Here is an 18,794-nt window from a genome sequence, read left to right as displayed (position 1 = left end):
CATTGAAATAGTACTAAACTTATGCGAATAGTGGCTCAGAATCGAGTTGCCATATTACTCCACGAAGGAATTCGCGGAACTCATGGAAAAACGGGGTTGGCATATTTGCGCTACGGAGAAGCAACCGTCGTAGCGGCGATCGACGCGCAATGTGCCGGAGAGTCTTTAGCTGCCTTGACGGGGATTGAGAAAGACATTCCCATTGTGGGGAATGTGACAGAGGCATTGCGCTACAATCCCGACGTTTTATTAATCGGCATTGCCCCATCGGGAGGTGCATTACCCGATGCTTGGTGGGAAGAAATCAAATGTGGTATTGCTGCCGGGTTATCTATAGCAAACGGTTTGCATACGCCAATGGCAAATCGGTTCGGACAGTTGCGCGAAGGGCAGTGGATTTGGGATATTCGTCAGGAACCGAAAGAATTGCACATCGGTCAAGGAAAGGCGCGATCGCTTTTAGGTAAGCGGATTTTAACAGTTGGTACGGATATGGCGATCGGCAAGATGTCAACCAGTATAGAGTTAAATCGAGCCGCACAGAAACGGGGAATTAAATCTAAGTTTCTAGCAACCGGACAAGGCGGATTGACGATCGCCGGGGATGGAATTGCCCTCGATGCCGTGCGAGTCGATTTTGCGGCTGGGGCGGTGGAACAGATGGTACTCGATTGGGAAGACGAGCATGAGGTACTATTTATAGAAGGACAGGGATCTTTGCTACATCCTGGTTCCACTGCTACCTTACCCCTGATTCGAGGCAGTCAACCGACAGGATTGGTTTTGGTTCATCGGGCAGGACAAAAGCATATCCGGGATTTACCAGATATTTTAATCCCGCCATTAACAGAAGTCGTGAAGCTTTATGAGATGGTAGCGAGTGCGGCTGGGGCGTTTGGGCAGGTTAAAGTGAAAGCGATCGCGCTCAACACGTCTCATCTCGATGCAGAAGCGGCGCAAGAAGCGATCGAACGGGTAAAGCAAGAAACCGGGCTTCCCTGCACCGATGTCGTTCGATTTGGGGCTGACTCGTTACTTGATAGAGTTCTTGTCTAAAAAGCTTCGAGGGATAATAATCGTGCAGCGATAGCGAAGGATCTAGAGCACTACATTTGATATTTAATGCAGTTGATAATCTACTGTTTTATTGATGCCGCTGAAAACAACACTTAGCAACGGTTGACCCCATTCGGCTTTCCCCCATTCTCTCGCTTGTTCATAGAGAATAGGACGGATGAGTTCCCCAGTTCCCAGCGAGACGACTAAAAAATCGTTGACATCTGGAAAAGTGGTTTTCGCCTCAACCAACGCACACATAGTTGGATTGTTGGCAAAAACGCCGCCGTCGATTAACGCATAGGATTTTGCTAAGTCATCCGTTTCTATCCTAATAGGCTCAAAATAAGTTGGCGCAGCCGAAGTTGCCCTAGCAACTTGTTTCATGAAAAAATCGCGGCTTGCTGTTTTGAGCGAATCTTTTGCCGAAGTACTTTTGAAGAAAAAGGGAATGCGCTGTTCGATTTCATAGCTAGTGATGAGAACCTCAGTCAATGCTTCTTTAAGGCGAGTTTCTCCAAAATATTCGGCTAAAACTCCTTTAATCCCATCTGATGGGTATTTTTCTTCCAATAGATTACCTGCCGCTCGAATTTTGTGCCAGAGCGATCGGGAAAATATTCGCCCTCCCTCGTTTTCATAAAGAGCGATGAGATCTTCAGCCGAATATCGAGGTTTTCCTTCGGCATTGGGCACGGTTAAACCCAACGCTAAAATCCCACCCGTCGAAGTTCCGACAATCAGAGCAAACAACTCGGAAATTGGCTTTTGCGTCAGCTTTTCTATTTCGGCGAGAATTATCGCTGAGATAATCCCCCGAATTCCCCCGCCATCGATCGAGAGAATTTTGAGCAAATTAGACATATTAGCCTCCTGAGGCTATTACTACCTTGAAGTAGGGCGGACTTATAGAGTTTTGAGATATTCGATCAAGGCTTTTTTATCGTCGGCAGGCAGATCGGTGCCGTAGAGATGTCCCTGGTTTCCATTGGCCTCAACCCTGGTATCGTATTTAAAACCAACTTTCTGGGCTTCTTGTCCTTGGGCAACAAAGCCGACTTTTTCTGGATCGTAGACATCGTAGCCTCGATAAAAAACCGGAGTGCGTTTCTCTGGAACTTCCAGAAGGTCTGTTAGGTAGGGAACCGAACCATTATGCAGATAAGGCGCTCTCAACCACAGTCCGTCGAGAGAGACAGATACATAGCCATCGGTTTTGCGAAGGTTGTCAAAGTCCCAATCGTAGCCTTCTGCATATTGGTTATAGGCATCTGCCGCTTGCTGAGTCCACATATCGAGGCGATGGCGATCGGTTCCTACCTCTTCAAGCGGAATAACCGTTCCCGTTCTTTCGCCACCAAAGGCATGACAGGAGGCACAACTATTGTCAAAAATCTTACTTCCCTTGTCAGCTAAAGCGCGATCGATCGCAAAGGGATATTTGGGTGGGTCGAGTTGAGTAATATAGTCTTCTACGCGCTGGAGATCTGCGATCGGAATTGACTTTCGCGTTGCGCCGTCGCCGATCGCTCCCGTATTCACAGTCTCCGTCAGCGACGTTTCCAAGCCATCCCAATGCAGCGCAAACCCTTGATGCTGCTTTTGATTCCAAAGCGACATCATATCAGAATTCCCAATCGTATTGTCTAGCGGCAGACTTAGGGTTCTAAACTTCACTGGGTTAAACGGATCGATGCGTCCGGGACCCCAATTAGGTCGAAAATCCATCCAGGTATAAGATTGCTGTTGTTTGAGAATTGCTTTTTTGGTTTGCGGAATAATCAGATAGCGATATAGTGGTTTTTCCAACCAAGACAATTGATGATTATATTGGATCGCCGGAAGAATGTAATCGGCAGTAAATCTGGGGTCGTTGGCACAGGCGAACAAAAATCGCAAGTAGCCTTGAGAATCAAATTTGTTAGCCGGTCCGGCGAGAACGATAGTAGGCTTATCTTTAGGGTCTTTTCGGTAGATGGTGTTGTGGCAGACCGCACAAGTAATTCCCTGACGAGGAAACCCGATCGTTTTCTTAGAAATCCCAACGGGAGTCTCTTTTCCCTCTTCCCAAGTCAGTCCTAGAGAAGTATAGCCACCGGGTCCTGGCAACTTTTCTGGGAACAGTCGAGGAAGTACCAGCCATACCCAATAGGGCATTCCTTCGGCATTTTCCGTACCGATGGAACCATATTTAAAATGTTCCTCTGGCGATTCATAGTAGGTGGGAACTTCTCGAAAGAGGTTATACCAACCGACGTAAGCCACCACGCCTACCAGGAGACTTAGACTAATAGCGATAGCTGCGATCGCTCTTGCTAATTTACTCTTTAATATTTCCATTTTTTAGTTAGTGGTTAGTAGTTAGTGGTTAGTTGTCTCCCCGTCTTCCCCATCACCCCATCGCTTTAACAGCCGTCGGTTCGTTACGCATGGCAAGATATAGGAGAATGCCCTCGACGACTCCGAAGAAAAGATCGACTAAAGCGATCGTCACAAACCCCAGTTCTTGACCGAAGAAGAGGACGGCAACTAGGAAAAACGACGACCCACCCCCTCGCGTCACCAATACCGACATCCAAGCCGTTGCCTTGTAACGAAAGGGGTCGATCGCGCCGGGAATATAGAGAATACTAATTTCTAAAAGCAGCAACCCAGCCGCACGCACCCAGATAATCGGAACGGGAATTTGCATCCTTAGCAAAGAAAGTAGTGCTTCTGGAAAGAAAAGTAGGGGAACGACAAAAAACAGATTGACGACAATCCCCAGCCAGACAACTCGCCCAAACCATTTTGCATAAACGTTCATGCGTTCTCCTTCAAAGCTTCTTCATATACTCAACCAATGCCTCTTTGTCTTCGGACGAGAAATCTGTGCCATATAGGTGACCGCTATTGCTATTACCGGGTAAGGTTGTATCGAACTTAAAATATTGCTTGTTGCCTTCTGAGGCGACATTGGAGACAAAGCCGACGTTCTTTTGGTCGAAAACGTCATACCCCCGATAAAACACCTTGGGTCGCTTTTCGGGAGCTTCTAACAAGTCTCTTAACGTCGGTACAGAGCCATTGTGCAAATAGGGCGCTCTTAACCACACCCCATCTAAAGGCATATTGGCGTAGCCATTCGTCTTGCGGAAATGTTGAAATCGCCGATCCACACCTCGATAAGAAACGTCAGTAAAGAGGGTATTCTGATTCGAGAGCGTCTCGTAGGTATAAGAATCCAGACGACCGGGATCGGTGCCAATCTCCTCAATCGGGACTACTTTACCTACCCCAGACCCCCCAAATGCATGACAACTGGCACAAGTGTTTTCAAAAATGGGTTTCCCGACAGCTGCCAATTCTTCATCGATCGAATATGGATAGCGAGGAGCAGGAAGGTCTAGGAGCCAATCTTTAACGCGGTGAATCGCATCAAAGTCGATGGTGGTCGGGGTAACTAATGCCAAAGCCGCACTATTATTGCGTTCGTCAATGGAATCGTTATTGCCATCCCAGTGTAGCTGCATTCCCTGGCGCGGTCTCTGCTGCCAGATGATCGGAAAATCTGCGATGCCGTTCAGTTCGTCTTTTGAGAGCTTCTCTATGGGAAAATTAAACTGGCGCGTTTTATAGCCAGTAAAGGTATCGACTCTCCCCGGACCGTATTCTGATTGGTCATCCATAAACGCAAATTTACTTCTCTGCAAGAGCAGCGCATCTCGCGTTTGCGGAATCGCAAAAAAGCGGTAAACCAATTTCTCAAGCGGGTTGAGTTTGGCTCCTATCGCTTCAATCTGCGGCATCAATTCCCTAGCATTGAACCGCTCGTCGATCGCGATGTCGGAGAGAAATTGAATATACGCCCCCAAATTGACGGTATTTGAAGGCATGGTAGTAATAATTTGCGGTTGACTATCGGGTGTCTCTCGCAAGCTTCCAGCATGGCAGGTAGCGCAGTTTTGAGCGACCCGTTCAAACCCAATCTTACTTTTCGAGAAGCCTATCGGAAGATCTTGTCCGGGTTCTTGAATGAAGCCTAAAGAGGTATACCCTTCGCCGGGTAATTTATCGGCAAACACGACTGGAAGCACTTTCCAGATCCAATAAGGAATGCCATTAGCCTTCTCGCCGCCAATCGACCCATATTTAAAATGTTCGTTAATGTCTGCATATCTGACAGATCCGTTATTGCTAATTATGGGCAAGACAAGAATGAAGACGATGAGAGCCGCAACTACGACGACTCCACCCACAAACATCAAAATTTGCTTAAAAATCGCTTTAAATCCTGCTGCCTTCTCTTGTTTCTCTTGTTCGCTCATAAATCGATCGCCTGCATGCAAATTTTCAATCCAAAATCATTTAAATGGTGGTGGGTTATATACGGTCATCACTTCTCGAATCATTGCCTCGTAGTCGTCGCCGTAGCGTGCTGGCTCGTAGCATCCTAACGGGTTTTCTAAGGTGTTGAGCAAGCAACGGTTGCAGTAAGTGCAAGGTCTCTCTGGAAGGTCTTTTCCTTGCTCGAATTGCTTAACCAAATCGTGATTCGCCACTAAAGGACGAGCGATACTCACCGCATCGCAAAATCCTTCGCTAATGGCTTTGCGAATATAGGATGCTTGCTGAAATCCACCCGTGCAGATAACTGGAATCTTGACATTCTTCTTAATTTCCCGTGCATAGCCGAGATTTCTTCCCTGATAAGTCTCTAGGAGCTTTTGTAGCTCTTGCGGCGAGACAAATTTACGAAAATCGGGGTGCAACTCTTCTGCTTTGACGGGCAATCCTTGCAAGAGATTCGGCTCTCGGTATACTTTTCGCGGAATCCGATACCAAAGCCACTCAAAAATCTTATGCAAGGCTCGATAACGGAATAGGAGATAATTGCGGAAGGTTTGGTTGCCGCTAGAGAGCATCGTATCGTAGGTGTTTTCAGCTTTATCGGTGGCATACTTGCCTTCGAGGGGAAATGTTCCTGGCGGATTCAAGGGATGAGGAAAAAGGCTGCCAACCGAAACATGAATCGCGTCTACTCCCGCCTCTTCCATCCACTGACAAATTTGAACGGTATCTTCTAGCTTATTTCCGGTTTTTTCCCAGGGAATGACTGCGTTGTTAAAGTCTTCGGCACTGATTTTGACTTGGAAGTGAAAATCGTCTCCGACTTCTGTGCGAACTGCCTCGATAATGTCTAGCAGAAAGCGAGCGCGATTTTTTAAAGAACCGCCAAATGCATCCGTGCGATCGTTGATCCCCGAACTGAGAAATTGTGTAATCAGATAGCCGTTCGCTCCATGCAATTCTACACCATCTAATCCTGCCTTTTTAGCGCGTTTAGCCCCTTTGCCAAACGCTTGCACGACCTGTTTAATTTCATCTACGCTCATTGTCCGACACTCCAATCCGTGGAATGATTCGGTACGACCAGTCGAACTCTGGCGTATATAATCATTTTCAACGCCCTGTATGTCCTGCTGACGACCGGAATGGCTCAGTTGCATGATAAACTTGCAATCGTACTCGTGGACTTTTTCGCCGACTTGATGCCAAAAAGGAATGCAATCGTCGCGGTCAATCGTCGCGTAATTGGGAACGATTCGTCCTTTGATCGTGACGGGGACGAAGGAAGAAACAATTGCTCCGACACCGCCTCGCGCAAATTTCTCTTCCCAATTTATCCTTGCCTGATTGCCCGAACCATCGTAGTTGTCAAATCTTCCAGAGATATTAGAGCGAAAGATCCGATTTTTAATGGTTAGATGGCGGAATTCCAGCGGTTGAAAAATAATATCGTTTTCCATGCGCGTTTTGCTTTATTGGCAATCCCTTAAATTTGCTGCGATGCACTACTAACCGAATCTAGATCTGTAGCAATGCTAAAGATAGACCGATTCGGAAGTAATTTTTATGAAGTAATCACTAAGCGGTATTGAGGGAAATACAGTGGGATCGAGGGATAAGCACAAGAGTTTTTTTATCCACGTTTGACTTCCGTAGAATCTCGTTAAATCTCTCTCTGTCTTAAACAATTCAGGAATTTTTTGCTTAGTTTTAACCGTTCTTTTAATATATTTAGACGATTTCTACCCCACAATACATTACCGATCGCCCGATTGAAAGCCTATTTGTGACAAAAATTTATCTTTGAGGCGAATCATTGTCTTGCTAAGCCGTTCGAGAGCTTTATGAGAGGATTAGACTCTTTAATAAAAGCAAGTAAAATTATTAATACTCTATGGTTATTCAAAAAAAATATAGATTAAATGTCTATTTAATCCGCTCTTAACAGAAGTAGCGATACAATAGATACAATTTTAGTATCCTTATCCTGGTAAAGCTTTTGAGACTCGCTCGCCATCAAGTAACAGAAGATGGGCTAAGCACGATCTGTCAAATTGTTGCATTGAAGCAATTTTAATTGTTAATAGGTTTTGAACTGTAGGCTATTTAACCTGTTTATAATAGCAACCTTTCTTAACATAAAGTTAATGTAACAAATATTAAAAAAATAAGCCGATTTTAAATTACAAATTATTACAAATACGAGATTTATTTCTAACAAAAAGACAGTGTAGTATATGAAATCACAGTTGATAAAAAGTTCCCTAATCGAAGCTTTAATATCCGACAGGAGAAATTTATGAATAAGCCACGTATGGGCGCGATCGCCTGTTTAGTGGTGCTGATGCTAATGCTTCTGGGTTGTTCCCCCTATGAATACGAAACGACGTCTGTAGAACGCCTCAGAGAGTTGATAGCACAAGCCGAGGCAGCTAATGCACCTAAAGCTGATGTCTCTTCGGCATCGCCCAAATACGACCAAAACACAAATCCATCTACACAAGCAACTGAGTATAGCCAGAACGAATCTACAAAAAATGCAGAATCCTACGATCGCGATTATCTCGGTTATGTGCCCGACAATTATTATGGCGATTTAACCGAAGCCGAGAAGCGCGGTTTGCAAACTTGGTACTTTTGGACTGGCGGCAATGAAAAATTCTTCCGCGATTTTGCCAAGCAAACCCACGGGGAAGCTGATTTTTTTAGCCTTCTCGATGCCCGTCCCGATAGCGAACTGTTGCCAGGCGACACCCATCACACTCAACGCAACGAGCGTTTTAAGACCATTGGAGCCATTAACGATCCTGGATGCAAACAAGCAACAGAACCAGACGAATATGGCTTATGGCTGGATAAATGCGATAAAGATCCCCAGGCGGCGGGAATTATGGGAGCGCGTAAGTTTCCCAATCCCAACTTCGATCCCCAGAAATGGGATTTAGCCAAATATTATGCAGCCGGAGACGAAAAAGCGCAGCTCGAACCTCCTTACCGAATCGGGATTTCTTGTGGCGTTTGCCACATCGCCTACGATCCTCTCAAACCCCCTGCCGATGCAGAAAATCCGAGATGGGAGAATCTAGCGTCGGCGATCGGCAACCAGTATCTTAAGGAAGGAGCTTTATTCAGCGGCAATCTACCAGCCAACGATTTTCGCAGACAGGTGATTGACAGACAACCGCCAGGGACTTCCGATACCTCTCGCATCGCCACCGACCATATCAATAACCCTAATGCGATTAACGCGATTTTTAATCTCGAAGATCGACTGAACTTGGCAAATCAGCCCGGTCACCAACAAGTCATGAACGATGGGACAACCCAGGGAGTGCCAAACGTTCTCAAAGATGGTGCGGACTCCGTTGGCGTTGCCCTTGCTTCGGAACGCGTATATATCAATATCGGCTCGTGTTCGGATTATTGGCTGACACTCCACGATCCGTTGCTAGGAAGAAAGCCGCAGAAGCCGTTTGATATTGAAACAGCTAGGAAAGAATGCGAATATTGGTCTAAAACGGAAGCACGCATGGCAGATGCCGAAGCCTTCTTGAAGACTCTCAAACCGATGCATCTGGCAGATGCACCTGGAGGGAAAGCTTACTTAACCAACGATAAAACAGTCTTCGATCGCGGAAAAATTGTCTTTGCCGATACTTGCGCGACTTGTCATTCTAGCAAGCAACCACCTGCTGAAATTGCAGCCGATCCCGAACAGGCCAAGCAATGGTATCGCGAGTCGGTTGTGAGTTCGGATTTTCTCGACCATAACTTCTTGTCAGACGATCTGCGCAAACCAGTCACGCTGATTGGCACCAATGCTTCCCGCGCATTGGCAACTAATGCCGCGCAGGGTCATGTTTGGGAGCAATTCTCGTCGAAGACTTACAAAGAACTCCCATCGCCGGGTAAGCTTACGCTTGAGAATCCTTTTGACAAAGATAAGCCGATCGCGTTTAAAATTCCAGCCGGAGGCACGGGCTATTATCGAACTCCATCGCTGATTAGTCTTTGGTCGAGCGCTCCCTTCTTCCACAATAATGAGCTGGGTAAATATAATGGCGATCCCTCGGTAGCCGGACGGATGGAAGCTTTCAACGATGCGATTGAAAAGCTTCTGTGGCCCGAAAAGCGGGAGGGAAGGATCGAGCGAACGGATCGAGAAACTTATCTAGAAATCGGCAGACTCAAAGCGACGGTTCCTGAAAGCACGCCGATTAACCTGCTGGCAAATCTAGACCCCCGCAATACCCCAGCGATCCTGCAAAGGAAGTTGGACTCGGAAGTAGGGGTTAAGAAGCTGCAATTGCTGGCTAGATTTATTCCCGATGATGTGCTTGCTCCACTGCTGTTGAAAAACAACCAATCACCTGATTTCATCGAAGACCACGGACACTACTTTGGCACGGATCTGCCGGATGAAGACAAGCGAGCATTGATTGAGTTCCTGAAGACTCTTTAATTGAAGGTCTGACCTTACCCCGATCCCCACTTATCCTTTGAAAAGGGGGGATTAAGAGGAGAAGTTTATACCATTTTTCATTCATTAATGACAGAGATGGTCGATTGCCCTCACCCCCTACCCCTCTCCCAAATTGGGAGAGGGAAAAAGATGTCAATCGCGAAAACCTGAAAATTGGTATTACATCCCACAGTTATTCATTCGGGCTCGCTCTCAGCCAATGAATGCAAAGTTTGAATAAGGCTTAAGATCGTGATATCAAATCCGGATGAACGACCACAATAACCAGTAGTGCGACCAACAGGAGTCGCGAGCGGGACGTATGCGCTTACGCGCACGCTACGCGAACGCACTACATATTACGACTAATTAAACGGATTTGATATGAATACAAACAATTTTAATTCTTCCAAAACCGCCCTAATTACCGGTGCTTCCAGCGGCATTGGCTATGAATTGGCGAAGATATTTGCCAATCGCGGTTACGATCTAGTTTTGATTGCTAGAAACGAACAAAAACTCAGTCGGGTTGCCGATGAATTCCAAGAAAAATTTGGCACTTTAGCGAGGATTATTGTTGAAGATTTATCTATACCAAATGCGCCAACAAAAATTTTTCAAAAACTGCAACAAGACGCGATCGCAATTGACGTTCTAGTCAATAATGCTGGCTTTGCTGCCTATGGTTTTTTCTGGGAAACCGACCTGGATGCCGAACTGCAAATGATGCAAGTTAATATGGTAGCGCTGACCCATTTAACCAAATTATTTCTCAAGGAAATGGTGGCTAGAGGGCAGGGGAAAATTTTAAATATTGCCTCTACTGCTGTTTTTCAGCCAGGTCCTTTGATGGCAGTTTATTATGCTACTAAAGCTTACGTTCTCTCATTTTCTGAAGCACTTGCCAATGAATTACAAGGAACGGGAGTAACCGTCACGGCGCTTTGTCCGGGACCGACAGAATCTGGCTTTCAAGCGAGAGCCAACATAGAGCGATCCAAGCTGGTGAGCGGAAAACGCATTATGGATGCGAAAACTGTTGCCGAGATAGGCTATCGCGGCTTAATGAACAACCAAACGGTTGTCGTCCCCGGTTTAAAAAATAAGCTGCTGACTCTCAGTGTTAGGTTTACTCCCAGAAATCTTGTGACCAAAATTGTGAGAAGTATGCAGGAAAGAATTTAAATAAACTAAAAATAAACTAAACACTGAAAAGGCTCGCCTCGATCGCAATCCCGATTCAGACTATGACAAATGTCATAGAACAATACCATTTTTCATTCATTAATGACAGAGATAGTCGATCGCCCTCACCTCCAACCCCTCTCCCTATTTGGGAGAGGGGAGAAGAATGTCGATCGCGAAAACCTGAAAATTGGTAGAAGATGTAGTAAACATTAGTCTTGGTATCGAATCTAACTCTCGTTAATCTCCTTCATCATCTTTCTTGAAATTAACAATTTTTTGGAAATCAATCGCAAACAACATTCCTTTGCGTTCGGACCACGTCGCAACTAACAATTTAAATTCTCCAAACGCTGCCATTGTCGTGGGAGGGAAAGGCACTTCAAATCGTCCGATACGGTTGCCCTCTCGATCCAAGAGGCGGAATTGCCCCGAACGATCCACAAGAATGTAACCCCACTCTCGTTCGAGAATAAATTCTGGGACGATTTCGAGAGCAATGCGAGTAACTTTCAAAGGTTTGAGATTGATGAGTACGCCCATAATCGGATCGCTTTTTTCAATCGCAAAGAGGCGATAGGGTTCGATCGCGCTTGGCGTAATGCGATGTAAGGTAATGGGTAACAAAAAAGCATTTATTAGTCTTCCGCGACGATTAAACAATCGAAATACCGTACCGTCGCTGCCCTCTTCGAGGGGAGAAAAGATCGCGAGTCCATGATGGCGATCGAGAGCAATTAATTGAGAAGGTAGAGGAGAATCGATCGATGTTCCAAGGGATTGAAAATCTGGTAATTTGAAAATTTGTAGCGACTTGGATGGGGTATCGCTAGCGATCGCGATCCAATGTCCCTGGGGTTCGATCGCGCTGACGAGAGTTTTAGCGTTGCGAGAAAATAAAGGTACTAGCTCGGATGTTTCCGAATCGTTGGCACCGCCAGATAAGCAGTATATTAAATCGATGGCGCTTTTGGACAAGCAATAGATCGCATAAGTCTCCTGGTGGGACTTCGTGGTGACAAATCCGCCTTGAGGACGCACGTTCAAATCGACGACAGGCGCATCAAATTTGACTTGCCACTGCTGTACGGGATTGCCAGTTAGCTCGTTACTGGCATAAATGCGACCCAAAACGCGATTGCCAATGGCTAAATACACTTGCTGCGAGTCAACAGCTAAATGAGTAATGGGTTCTGAAAGAGGTTCTTGAAAGAGAATTTTCAGATCGTTAGAGGAGACTTCTAAGGGAGCAAGCGATAAAAAGCCGGTTGGATACTTCTCGGCTGCCAAGACTTCAGCCGCTAACCGAACCGACTTTAACATTTCGCTGGCACAGGAAAATCGCCTTTGGGGTAATTTTTGTAGGGCAGTCAGAATGGTAGAACGCAACAGAAAAGGCACGCTTTTAGGAATTTCTATGGGTTGATTGAGGTGAGCTGACTGTAATTCCCCAGGCATTCCAGAAAAAGGTCGTTTGCCAAGAATTAGTTCGTAGAGCATCACGCCAACCGCATAGAAATCGGAGGCAGGAGAATATTGTGCATAAAACCGTTCTGGTGCCATATAAGCGGGACTGCCTGTGTATCCTCGTCCCGTCCCTTTCCCGCCTGCCTCTAGCTTGAGCCGAGCGATCCCGAAATCAGATATGCAAGCGATCCAACCAGAGCGATCGATCTTGAGGAGAATATTTTCTGGCTTGAGATCGCAGTGAACGATATCTCGACTGTGAGCATGTTCTAATGCCAACAAAACATCGGTAATAATTTTTAGACCATGCACTAGACTAAGCTTACCTTCAGATTCCATCACGTCTCGTAACGTTCCGCCCTCGCAGTAATCCATCACGAGATAGCGCCCAGTCTTACCATATTCAAGCCCCTGGCAACTGACGATGTTAGGATGTTTCAGGCTGGTAAGGTGGGCAAATTCGCCTAAAAATAGCCGAGTAGGAAATCTGTCTTTGTCGAGGTCTTTGAGCGCTACTATCTCTCCGGTTTCGCGGTGGACGGCACAGAATACTCGACCAAATTGCCCTTGTCCTATCTGACCCAAAATTCGGTATTTGGAGCGCTGCATGTTTATCAGTGACCAGTGGTGGAGGCGGGTTGATTTGTCAAAATCATTAATCTTTTCCCAGGAAACAATCTAAACCCGCCCGTACAGTTACTTCTGACTCTTTCTTATTCAAACAATCCGCTAACAGGGATTCTTTCAGAGAAATGATTATTAGTTTCTGGTTCCTCGTGTTTGGCTACAGTGCGGAAGTCGTGCATTCCTTGGCTAAGATTTCTAGCTTTTTGGTAATTCCCGATATCTCCCTGTTCGAGAAAGTATTTAGCTGCCTTGCGAAAATCTTCAACCGCCATCTTGCGATGTCCGATATCTTTGTTGAGCATGCCTCGATGGAAGTAAGCATTGGCATAGGTGGGATCGAGGCGAATGGCTTCGCTGTAATCTTCAATGGCTTTTTGCTTGTCTCCCAAACGCTCTTGGCTAAATCCGCGTTGGAAATAGAATTCAGCCGAGTTGGGATTAGCCGACATTTTCTGGGTGATTTCTTGGATTTCTCGCATTTCCAGCACGACGGCTTCCAACTGCTTTTGTTGGGATTCTAGGGCGCGATCGAAGTCGTTTAACTTGTGAGTTTCTTGGTTGAGATTAGCTGTAAATTTCTGAAGTTCCCCAAGTTGTCCCGATAAGGTGTCGAGGCTAGCTTGATGGGCTTGCGTTTGTTGGCTTAGTTGAGCAACAGACTTTTGCTGAAATTGATTCAACTCGGCAATGCTCTTTTGTACGCCACTAAGTTGCTGGCTAATTTGCTGGTTTAATTGCGCGATCGCGACTTGCTGGCTGTCAGCCATCTGGGTCATCAGTTGCTTGCGATTGAAAACATGAAAGGCAACTGAGGCAGATAGGGGAATCGCAGCGAAGGCAACTTGTTGAAAAACGAGCGAGGCAACCGAGCCGCCAGCAGCACTAACTAAGGCAATAATATCTAAAGTATTTAACCCAGAAGCGCTTTTGACGGTTGCTTGGGGATTTTCTAATGGCTTTTCCATAGTGTCACGCTACCTTTGAATAAAATGTTCTAAATTATTTACAAACTATGAGAGATATTTTTCTGCTTGATGGGTAAGGATCGTACAATCTGAGGCCGGAGAACAAGAACACAGAAGAACGAAACCAGCCTTGATTTCATCAGATTTTAGGAAGCTTAAGGCTTGTCCTGTTTGCTCTACTTTCCCTTCAACGACTTTACCCAGACAGTCGAAACAAGAACCCGCTCGACAAGAGTAAGGAAGTTCTATTTCTCTTTCTTGTGCGGCATCGAGAATGAATTGGTCGCTAGGAACTTGAATCGCTTCCTGAGTTCCCTTGGCTTCGTTGACTAAAGTGACGGAAAAGGTTTTGTCGTTCATAATCTAGAAAATTGAGCTGAGAGAGTAGACTGAGTTAAGCAGCGCCCAAAACCGCGCGATCGAGTTGCAAGACAGGGAGCATGAGTGCTGCTTCCTCAGCACTCAGATATAGTTTGATAACATCTTGAATGAGTTGATAGTTGATCTGAGCGTATTTGGTATAGCCAAAAGACTTGACGATGGTTTTGTACCAGAGCAACAGACCGTCTTGCAGGCGATCCAAGTCATCAAATAGCATGAAAGTAGCAGAGCAGCGCAATATATTTGTCATGTCTCGACGGCAGATTTCGGTAATATCCTTTCCGTTCAGCTCAAAGAGATTTTCATTGCGACTGCGCTTTTGAGCTTCCCACTGAGCGATAATTTGCTCTTCATTGTCCCGAATCTTCTCGTAAGCGCTCAGACGATCTTTGACAGATTCAAGATATGCTTCGAGAAACTGTAACTCTTTGTCAGTAGCGTAACGACCTTCAACGTCCACACTCAAACGAGCCAATTGTTTCAACATTGTCCTAAATTTCCTCGATAAAACTGTTAATTAATAGCTGTGGCATTCATCCCACTAACGACTAACCATTAACCAACCAATTAAGCGTCTTTCGTTTTCGCTAGATACTCCGAGACTTGTCCCTTCGTATCTTTGAGTTGGGTAATCATGGTACGGGTGATTAACTTTCCGGCTTCGACTAAAACGGCACCAGTTAAAGGATGCAGAATATCTTGTTCGGCTCGGCGACCGATCAAGGATTCAACGTCTTCGATCTGGTTGACGTAAGTACCGGAAGGCAACTCAATCACAACTCCCTCTCCCATTACCCTCGCCTGGCAAGCTAGGCGAGATAATTGATTGCAGGTGGTAATGACTTCGAGGGTTCGCTGTTCTCGGCGGTTCATTGGAGACAAGCTCTCCATGCCTTCTTTAATAAATACGTGGCAAGTGGCACACATTCCCCGACCACCGCATTCTTTCATGATGTTCAACTCATTTTTGAGCAACCCAGACAAAAGATTGTCGTTAGTTTGGATAGCTATTTCTGTGTTAATGGGGTCGAGTTTAACGACTTTAGCCACTTAATTTACCCTCCTATGATTGGTTTGCGCACAGTAGTTCCATAATCTTGTTATGGTCGTGTCCTTCTTCTTGCCATGCTTCTACGGATTCGAGTCGCTCGGCTAAACCTAAGATAAAAAAGTTGCATTCTGCACCCATCGATTCGCAGGCAGTTTGCACGCAGTGCAAGTTGCGTCCGGTTAGCTGGCTGAAGAAGGCGCTCAGAATCCCTGCTTCAAAAAAACACATAGGTTGCTTTCCCGAAGGAGCCACTCGAGCAAAGGCAGAATTCTCAACTTTGACAGCCAGAAATCCTTTTTGGTAGAAATCGAAGTCGATATCGATAACGCCCCAACCGTGGGTTTTCCAGCATTGCTTAACGCATTGTAAGAACTCTACCATCTCCATCTGAACGATAGGCTTGCCATAGTATTCGCCGACTTCCTCAGAGAATCGCTTGAAGAAGCTTTTGCCCCACCAGCGACCGCAGTTGAACATGACTAATCCCGATCCTTCTTGACCGACTTCTTGTTCGAGTCCTGTATAGATGGCTTGCAGCAGCGTATGGGGTAAAGCCAGCAAGCGAGAGCCACTGCGGTTTTCAATTAGACCGAATTCAAATTCGCCTTTAACGTAGGCATCGGGAGCGAAATAATTTCCTAGCGAGGAACGTTCTTTAACTAAAGTTGCAATATTAATCATTATTTTTCCTACCCCGTTATCAGTTGTTAGTATTGGCTTCTACGGACGCTTCACCCACCAGGGTTTTATAGGCTTGTGCCAGGAAAGGTTGAATTAGGACGAATTGCTCGGCGGGTAGTTCTTGTCGCAAGCTGAAGATTAACGATTCGTAAAGGTGCTTTTCAATTGCCTCCATTTGGTGAGCTTTGATGATATCGGTGAGCCATTCGAGCAGGCGGCGCTCTAAATATTCGGGATTGTTTAGCAGCATTGCCATAGCACAGTAGCGCATGACTGAGAGCCAGTGCTTGAGCGCGCGTTCTAGAGTTTTAGAGTTTTCATTAGGAAAAGTTTCTAGCAGTTTGTCGGCAACGGGTTGGAAAACAACGACTTCTTGGTCGCGCAAGGATTTATAGGTTTCGAGTCGTTTGGCTAAAGACGAAACCTGAAGATTGAAAGCGTTAATTTCCATGCGTTGCAGGTAGCGATCTTCGGCTTGTTGAAACAAAGCCTCAAAGTCAGTATGCATAGGAGTTCTTTCTAAAATAAATCGGATAAATTACTGAGTTTCATTTGTTGGTTTCGAGAAGGGATGGGATTCGACGCAGGAGTAGATTTGCGAGAGGCAAGAGGAGCCATTCCTGGTTTGCCGTCCCATGCGCTCATTTGGAAAAATTCGCCAACTGATAGGGTAAGTGACAGTTCTTTAGGTGCCTGCTGGTAGAAAATTTGTTTGCCGAGAAGCTTGCCTTCCCAGTTACTTTGGTTGAGGAAGTCTTCGAGACTCAGACACAGCCAGGAAGTTGGCGCGATCGCATTTTCAAAAAACTCTCCTTGTGCGGCAAGCTGACGACCTTCCCAATTGGAATTGCCAAAAAAATCTTGGACGCTTAGGCATTGCCAGAAAGTTACCTCATTCATCTGAGTTCCCCATCTTGCAAGCGCGTTTCAATGTCTCTTGCTGTCGCGCCTTCGTACATCCAGAAGGTAGCGGCATCGAGGCGGTCTTGTTTGCCTAAGAGGAACTTGCAGTAGGTTTCTCCCATGGCGTAGCATTGGATCTCAATGCAGTTCAATTCTTTTTTAACTAGGCTGCTGAAGAATCCAGCTAGAAGACCTGCATAGATATGACAAACGGGTTTGCCGACATCGCCTAATGTCCGGGCTACGGCTGAATCGAAGATGTTGACGAACATGAAGCCATTTTTTTGGTCGCTTAGATCGAAATCCCAGTTGCCCCAGCCTTGAGCGGTAAAGGGCCACCACCACGCTTCTAGCACGTAGGGCAGATTGAGTTGGCTGATTTCGGTCTCATACTCGTACTCTTTGATAAACCAGTTTCGGAAAAATTCGGCATCTCTTTTGCCCCATTCTTTGCCGATGTTGTACATAACAACGCCAGAGGCATTACCGACTTCTTGCTCTAAACCTTCGATCAATCCGACGATGAAGTCTTCGCTCGCTAAAATGTTACGGGATTCGTTCCAATCGAGAATTTCTCCGCTTTGAGTTTGGAAGACGAAGAAATCTTCCCAGCGAAAGTGATGGTGCTTTTTAGGATATTTCTTTTTTAGAGTATGTTCTGCTGTTTTGAGAAAGAGTTTTTGACCGGGGTTGGAATTGGTTGGAGTATAGACCATAGGATAAATATCCTCATGTTTATCGAGCTAATCTATAAGCTTAAATTTCTTAGCTTGATATCATCCTATGGGAATCTTTCTTTGAGACCATCGGTAGTAACAGGGAATTAACTTGCTGAATTTTCGTAAGGTTCCGTGATTGCACGTAGATTATTTGTGACGGCTGTCAATGACATTTATGGAAAGTCTGTAGGCTGATAAGCTTTTACTTAAATATCTGTAATGTGTATTAATTAATCAATCGTTATCTATCAGCTTGTAAGCCCTCAGTCAACATTTGCGTTGTAAAGCTAGCTAAAGTTTCTACCGTACTGTTTTCTGGAACTTGAAGTTGACCGTCAACGAGCAGCATGGCTAAGCCGTGTACCAGAGACCAAGCAACCCAGGCTAATCCCTTGGGATTTTCCGCACGAAAGGCTCCGGCTTTTTGACCTTCAACAATAACGTTGACTAGCACCATAAAGGCTGTTGTAGCTGCTTCGCTTAAGGCAGGATATCGTCGTTTGTCTTTCTGAGAGTAGCGAAACATGACCTCGTATTCGCAGGGATGCGCGATCGCGTATTGCACGTATGCAACGCCAATGGACTGCAATCGTTGGGAATGCTCGTTCGGTATTTTCTCTAGGGTTTGGAGCAAATAGTTACTCATCTCTTGAAACCCTTTTTCGGCAACGGCTGCCAAGAGAGCTTCGCGATCGGCAAAATGTCGATAAGGAGCGGTATGAGACACGCCGATGCGTCGCGCCACTTCTCTGAGCGACCAATCGCTCATGCCTCGTTCTGCGATTAATTCTATAGCCGTGTCAATCAAAGCTTGGCGTAGATCTCCGTGGTGATAGTTTTTTTTGAACTGCATAGGACTTCGTAATTTTTCTTAACTCTATTTTCGCTCATCAATGTTGACAGCGTAAACATAGGCGTTTTGGTAGCAACCGTACAGAAACTTACGCTAAGGCTGTAAAGCTTGCCAG

General features: G+C 45.7%; 18 protein-coding genes. 3 read left to right on the top strand and 15 right to left on the bottom strand.

Features of this window, described 5'->3' with window-relative positions:
• Positions 1-21: 21 nt before the first annotated feature.
• On the top strand, positions 22-1,056 hold the full coding sequence (locus NIES593_RS16745; RefSeq protein WP_073600671.1) for an N-acetyltransferase DgcN family protein: 1,035 nt from the start codon (positions 22-24) through the stop codon (positions 1,054-1,056).
• 63 nt (positions 1,057-1,119) lie between these two features.
• Here the strand turns inward: NIES593_RS16745 and NIES593_RS16740 are convergent, their stop codons facing one another.
• The 5 genes from NIES593_RS16740 to NIES593_RS16720 are packed head-to-tail and all read right to left on the bottom strand — an operon-like array spanning position 1,120 to position 6,845.
• A complete protein-coding gene (locus NIES593_RS16740; protein WP_073600670.1) occupies positions 1,120-1,920 on the bottom strand; it encodes a patatin-like phospholipase family protein in 801 nt (266 codons plus the stop codon).
• Between the two features lie 42 nt (positions 1,921-1,962).
• Positions 1,963-3,396, bottom strand: coding sequence for a c-type cytochrome (locus NIES593_RS16735; RefSeq protein ID WP_073600669.1), 1,434 nt, complete (start codon positions 3,394-3,396; stop codon positions 1,963-1,965).
• A 52-nt stretch (positions 3,397-3,448) separates the two neighbouring features.
• Entirely contained in the window at positions 3,449-3,862 is a 414-nt protein-coding gene (locus tag NIES593_RS16730) for a hypothetical protein (protein WP_073600668.1), read from the bottom strand.
• 10 nt (positions 3,863-3,872) lie between these two features.
• Entirely contained in the window at positions 3,873-5,363 is a 1,491-nt protein-coding gene (locus NIES593_RS16725; protein ID WP_175561165.1) for a c-type cytochrome, read from the bottom strand.
• Between the two features lie 36 nt (positions 5,364-5,399).
• Positions 5,400-6,845: an NADH:flavin oxidoreductase gene (locus NIES593_RS16720; protein WP_073600667.1), complete on the bottom strand. Its 1,446-nt coding sequence runs from the start codon at positions 6,843-6,845 to the stop codon at positions 5,400-5,402.
• An 839-nt stretch (positions 6,846-7,684) separates the two neighbouring features.
• Between NIES593_RS16720 and NIES593_RS16715 the strand changes: the two genes are divergently transcribed.
• Both NIES593_RS16715 and NIES593_RS16710 read left to right on the top strand, forming a co-directional pair.
• The gene (locus NIES593_RS16715; RefSeq protein ID WP_073600666.1) at positions 7,685-9,847 is read left to right on the top strand and encodes a hypothetical protein; all 2,163 of its coding nucleotides are present in this window, start codon (positions 7,685-7,687) and stop codon (positions 9,845-9,847) included.
• Positions 9,848-10,231: 384 nt separating this feature from the next.
• Positions 10,232-11,032 carry an SDR family NAD(P)-dependent oxidoreductase gene (locus NIES593_RS16710; protein ID WP_073600665.1) on the top strand — a complete coding sequence of 267 codons (801 nt, stop codon included), beginning with the start codon at positions 10,232-10,234 and terminating at the stop codon, positions 11,030-11,032.
• Between the two features lie 240 nt (positions 11,033-11,272).
• On the opposite strand, the gene NIES593_RS16705 is transcribed toward NIES593_RS16710, so the two are convergent.
• The 10 genes from NIES593_RS16705 to NIES593_RS16660 all read right to left on the bottom strand — a co-directional run bounded on the left by NIES593_RS16705 (position 11,273) and on the right by NIES593_RS16660 (position 18,679).
• Positions 11,273-13,108: a serine/threonine-protein kinase gene (locus NIES593_RS16705; RefSeq protein ID WP_073600664.1), complete on the bottom strand. Its 1,836-nt coding sequence runs from the start codon at positions 13,106-13,108 to the stop codon at positions 11,273-11,275.
• A 104-nt stretch (positions 13,109-13,212) separates the two neighbouring features.
• Positions 13,213-14,091: a tetratricopeptide repeat protein gene (locus NIES593_RS16700; RefSeq protein ID WP_073600663.1), complete on the bottom strand. Its 879-nt coding sequence runs from the start codon at positions 14,089-14,091 to the stop codon at positions 13,213-13,215.
• Between the two features lie 45 nt (positions 14,092-14,136).
• On the bottom strand, positions 14,137-14,451 hold the full coding sequence (locus NIES593_RS16695) for a 2Fe-2S iron-sulfur cluster-binding protein (protein WP_073600662.1): 315 nt from the start codon (positions 14,449-14,451) through the stop codon (positions 14,137-14,139).
• A gap of 34 nt (positions 14,452-14,485) precedes the next feature.
• The gene (locus NIES593_RS16690; protein ID WP_073600661.1) at positions 14,486-14,959 is read right to left on the bottom strand and encodes a globin family protein; all 474 of its coding nucleotides are present in this window, start codon (positions 14,957-14,959) and stop codon (positions 14,486-14,488) included.
• Positions 14,960-15,039: 80 nt separating this feature from the next.
• Complete coding sequence (locus NIES593_RS16685) at positions 15,040-15,522, bottom strand: 2Fe-2S iron-sulfur cluster-binding protein (protein WP_015142594.1); 483 nt, start codon at positions 15,520-15,522, stop codon at positions 15,040-15,042.
• Between the two features lie 13 nt (positions 15,523-15,535).
• Entirely contained in the window at positions 15,536-16,204 is a 669-nt protein-coding gene (locus tag NIES593_RS16680) for a V4R domain-containing protein (RefSeq protein ID WP_073600660.1), read from the bottom strand.
• 19 nt (positions 16,205-16,223) lie between these two features.
• Entirely contained in the window at positions 16,224-16,712 is a 489-nt protein-coding gene (locus NIES593_RS16675) for a globin family protein (protein ID WP_073600659.1), read from the bottom strand.
• A gap of 11 nt (positions 16,713-16,723) precedes the next feature.
• Entirely contained in the window at positions 16,724-17,104 is a 381-nt protein-coding gene (locus tag NIES593_RS16670; RefSeq protein ID WP_073600658.1) for a hypothetical protein, read from the bottom strand.
• Positions 17,101-17,823 carry a V4R domain-containing protein gene (locus tag NIES593_RS16665; RefSeq protein ID WP_073600657.1) on the bottom strand — a complete coding sequence of 241 codons (723 nt, stop codon included), beginning with the start codon at positions 17,821-17,823 and terminating at the stop codon, positions 17,101-17,103. Before NIES593_RS16665 ends, NIES593_RS16670 begins: the two co-directional genes overlap by 4 nt.
• A gap of 244 nt (positions 17,824-18,067) precedes the next feature.
• Positions 18,068-18,679: a TetR/AcrR family transcriptional regulator gene (locus tag NIES593_RS16660; protein WP_073600656.1), complete on the bottom strand. Its 612-nt coding sequence runs from the start codon at positions 18,677-18,679 to the stop codon at positions 18,068-18,070.
• Positions 18,680-18,794: the final 115 nt, after the last annotated feature.

This window comes from Hydrococcus rivularis NIES-593, from assembly GCF_001904635.1.
GTDB classification, from domain to species: domain Bacteria; phylum Cyanobacteriota; class Cyanobacteriia; order Cyanobacteriales; family Microcystaceae; genus Hydrococcus; species Hydrococcus rivularis.
The sequence above is the reverse complement of the archived record's forward strand: the minus strand, read 5'-3'. Positions and strand labels throughout refer to the sequence as shown.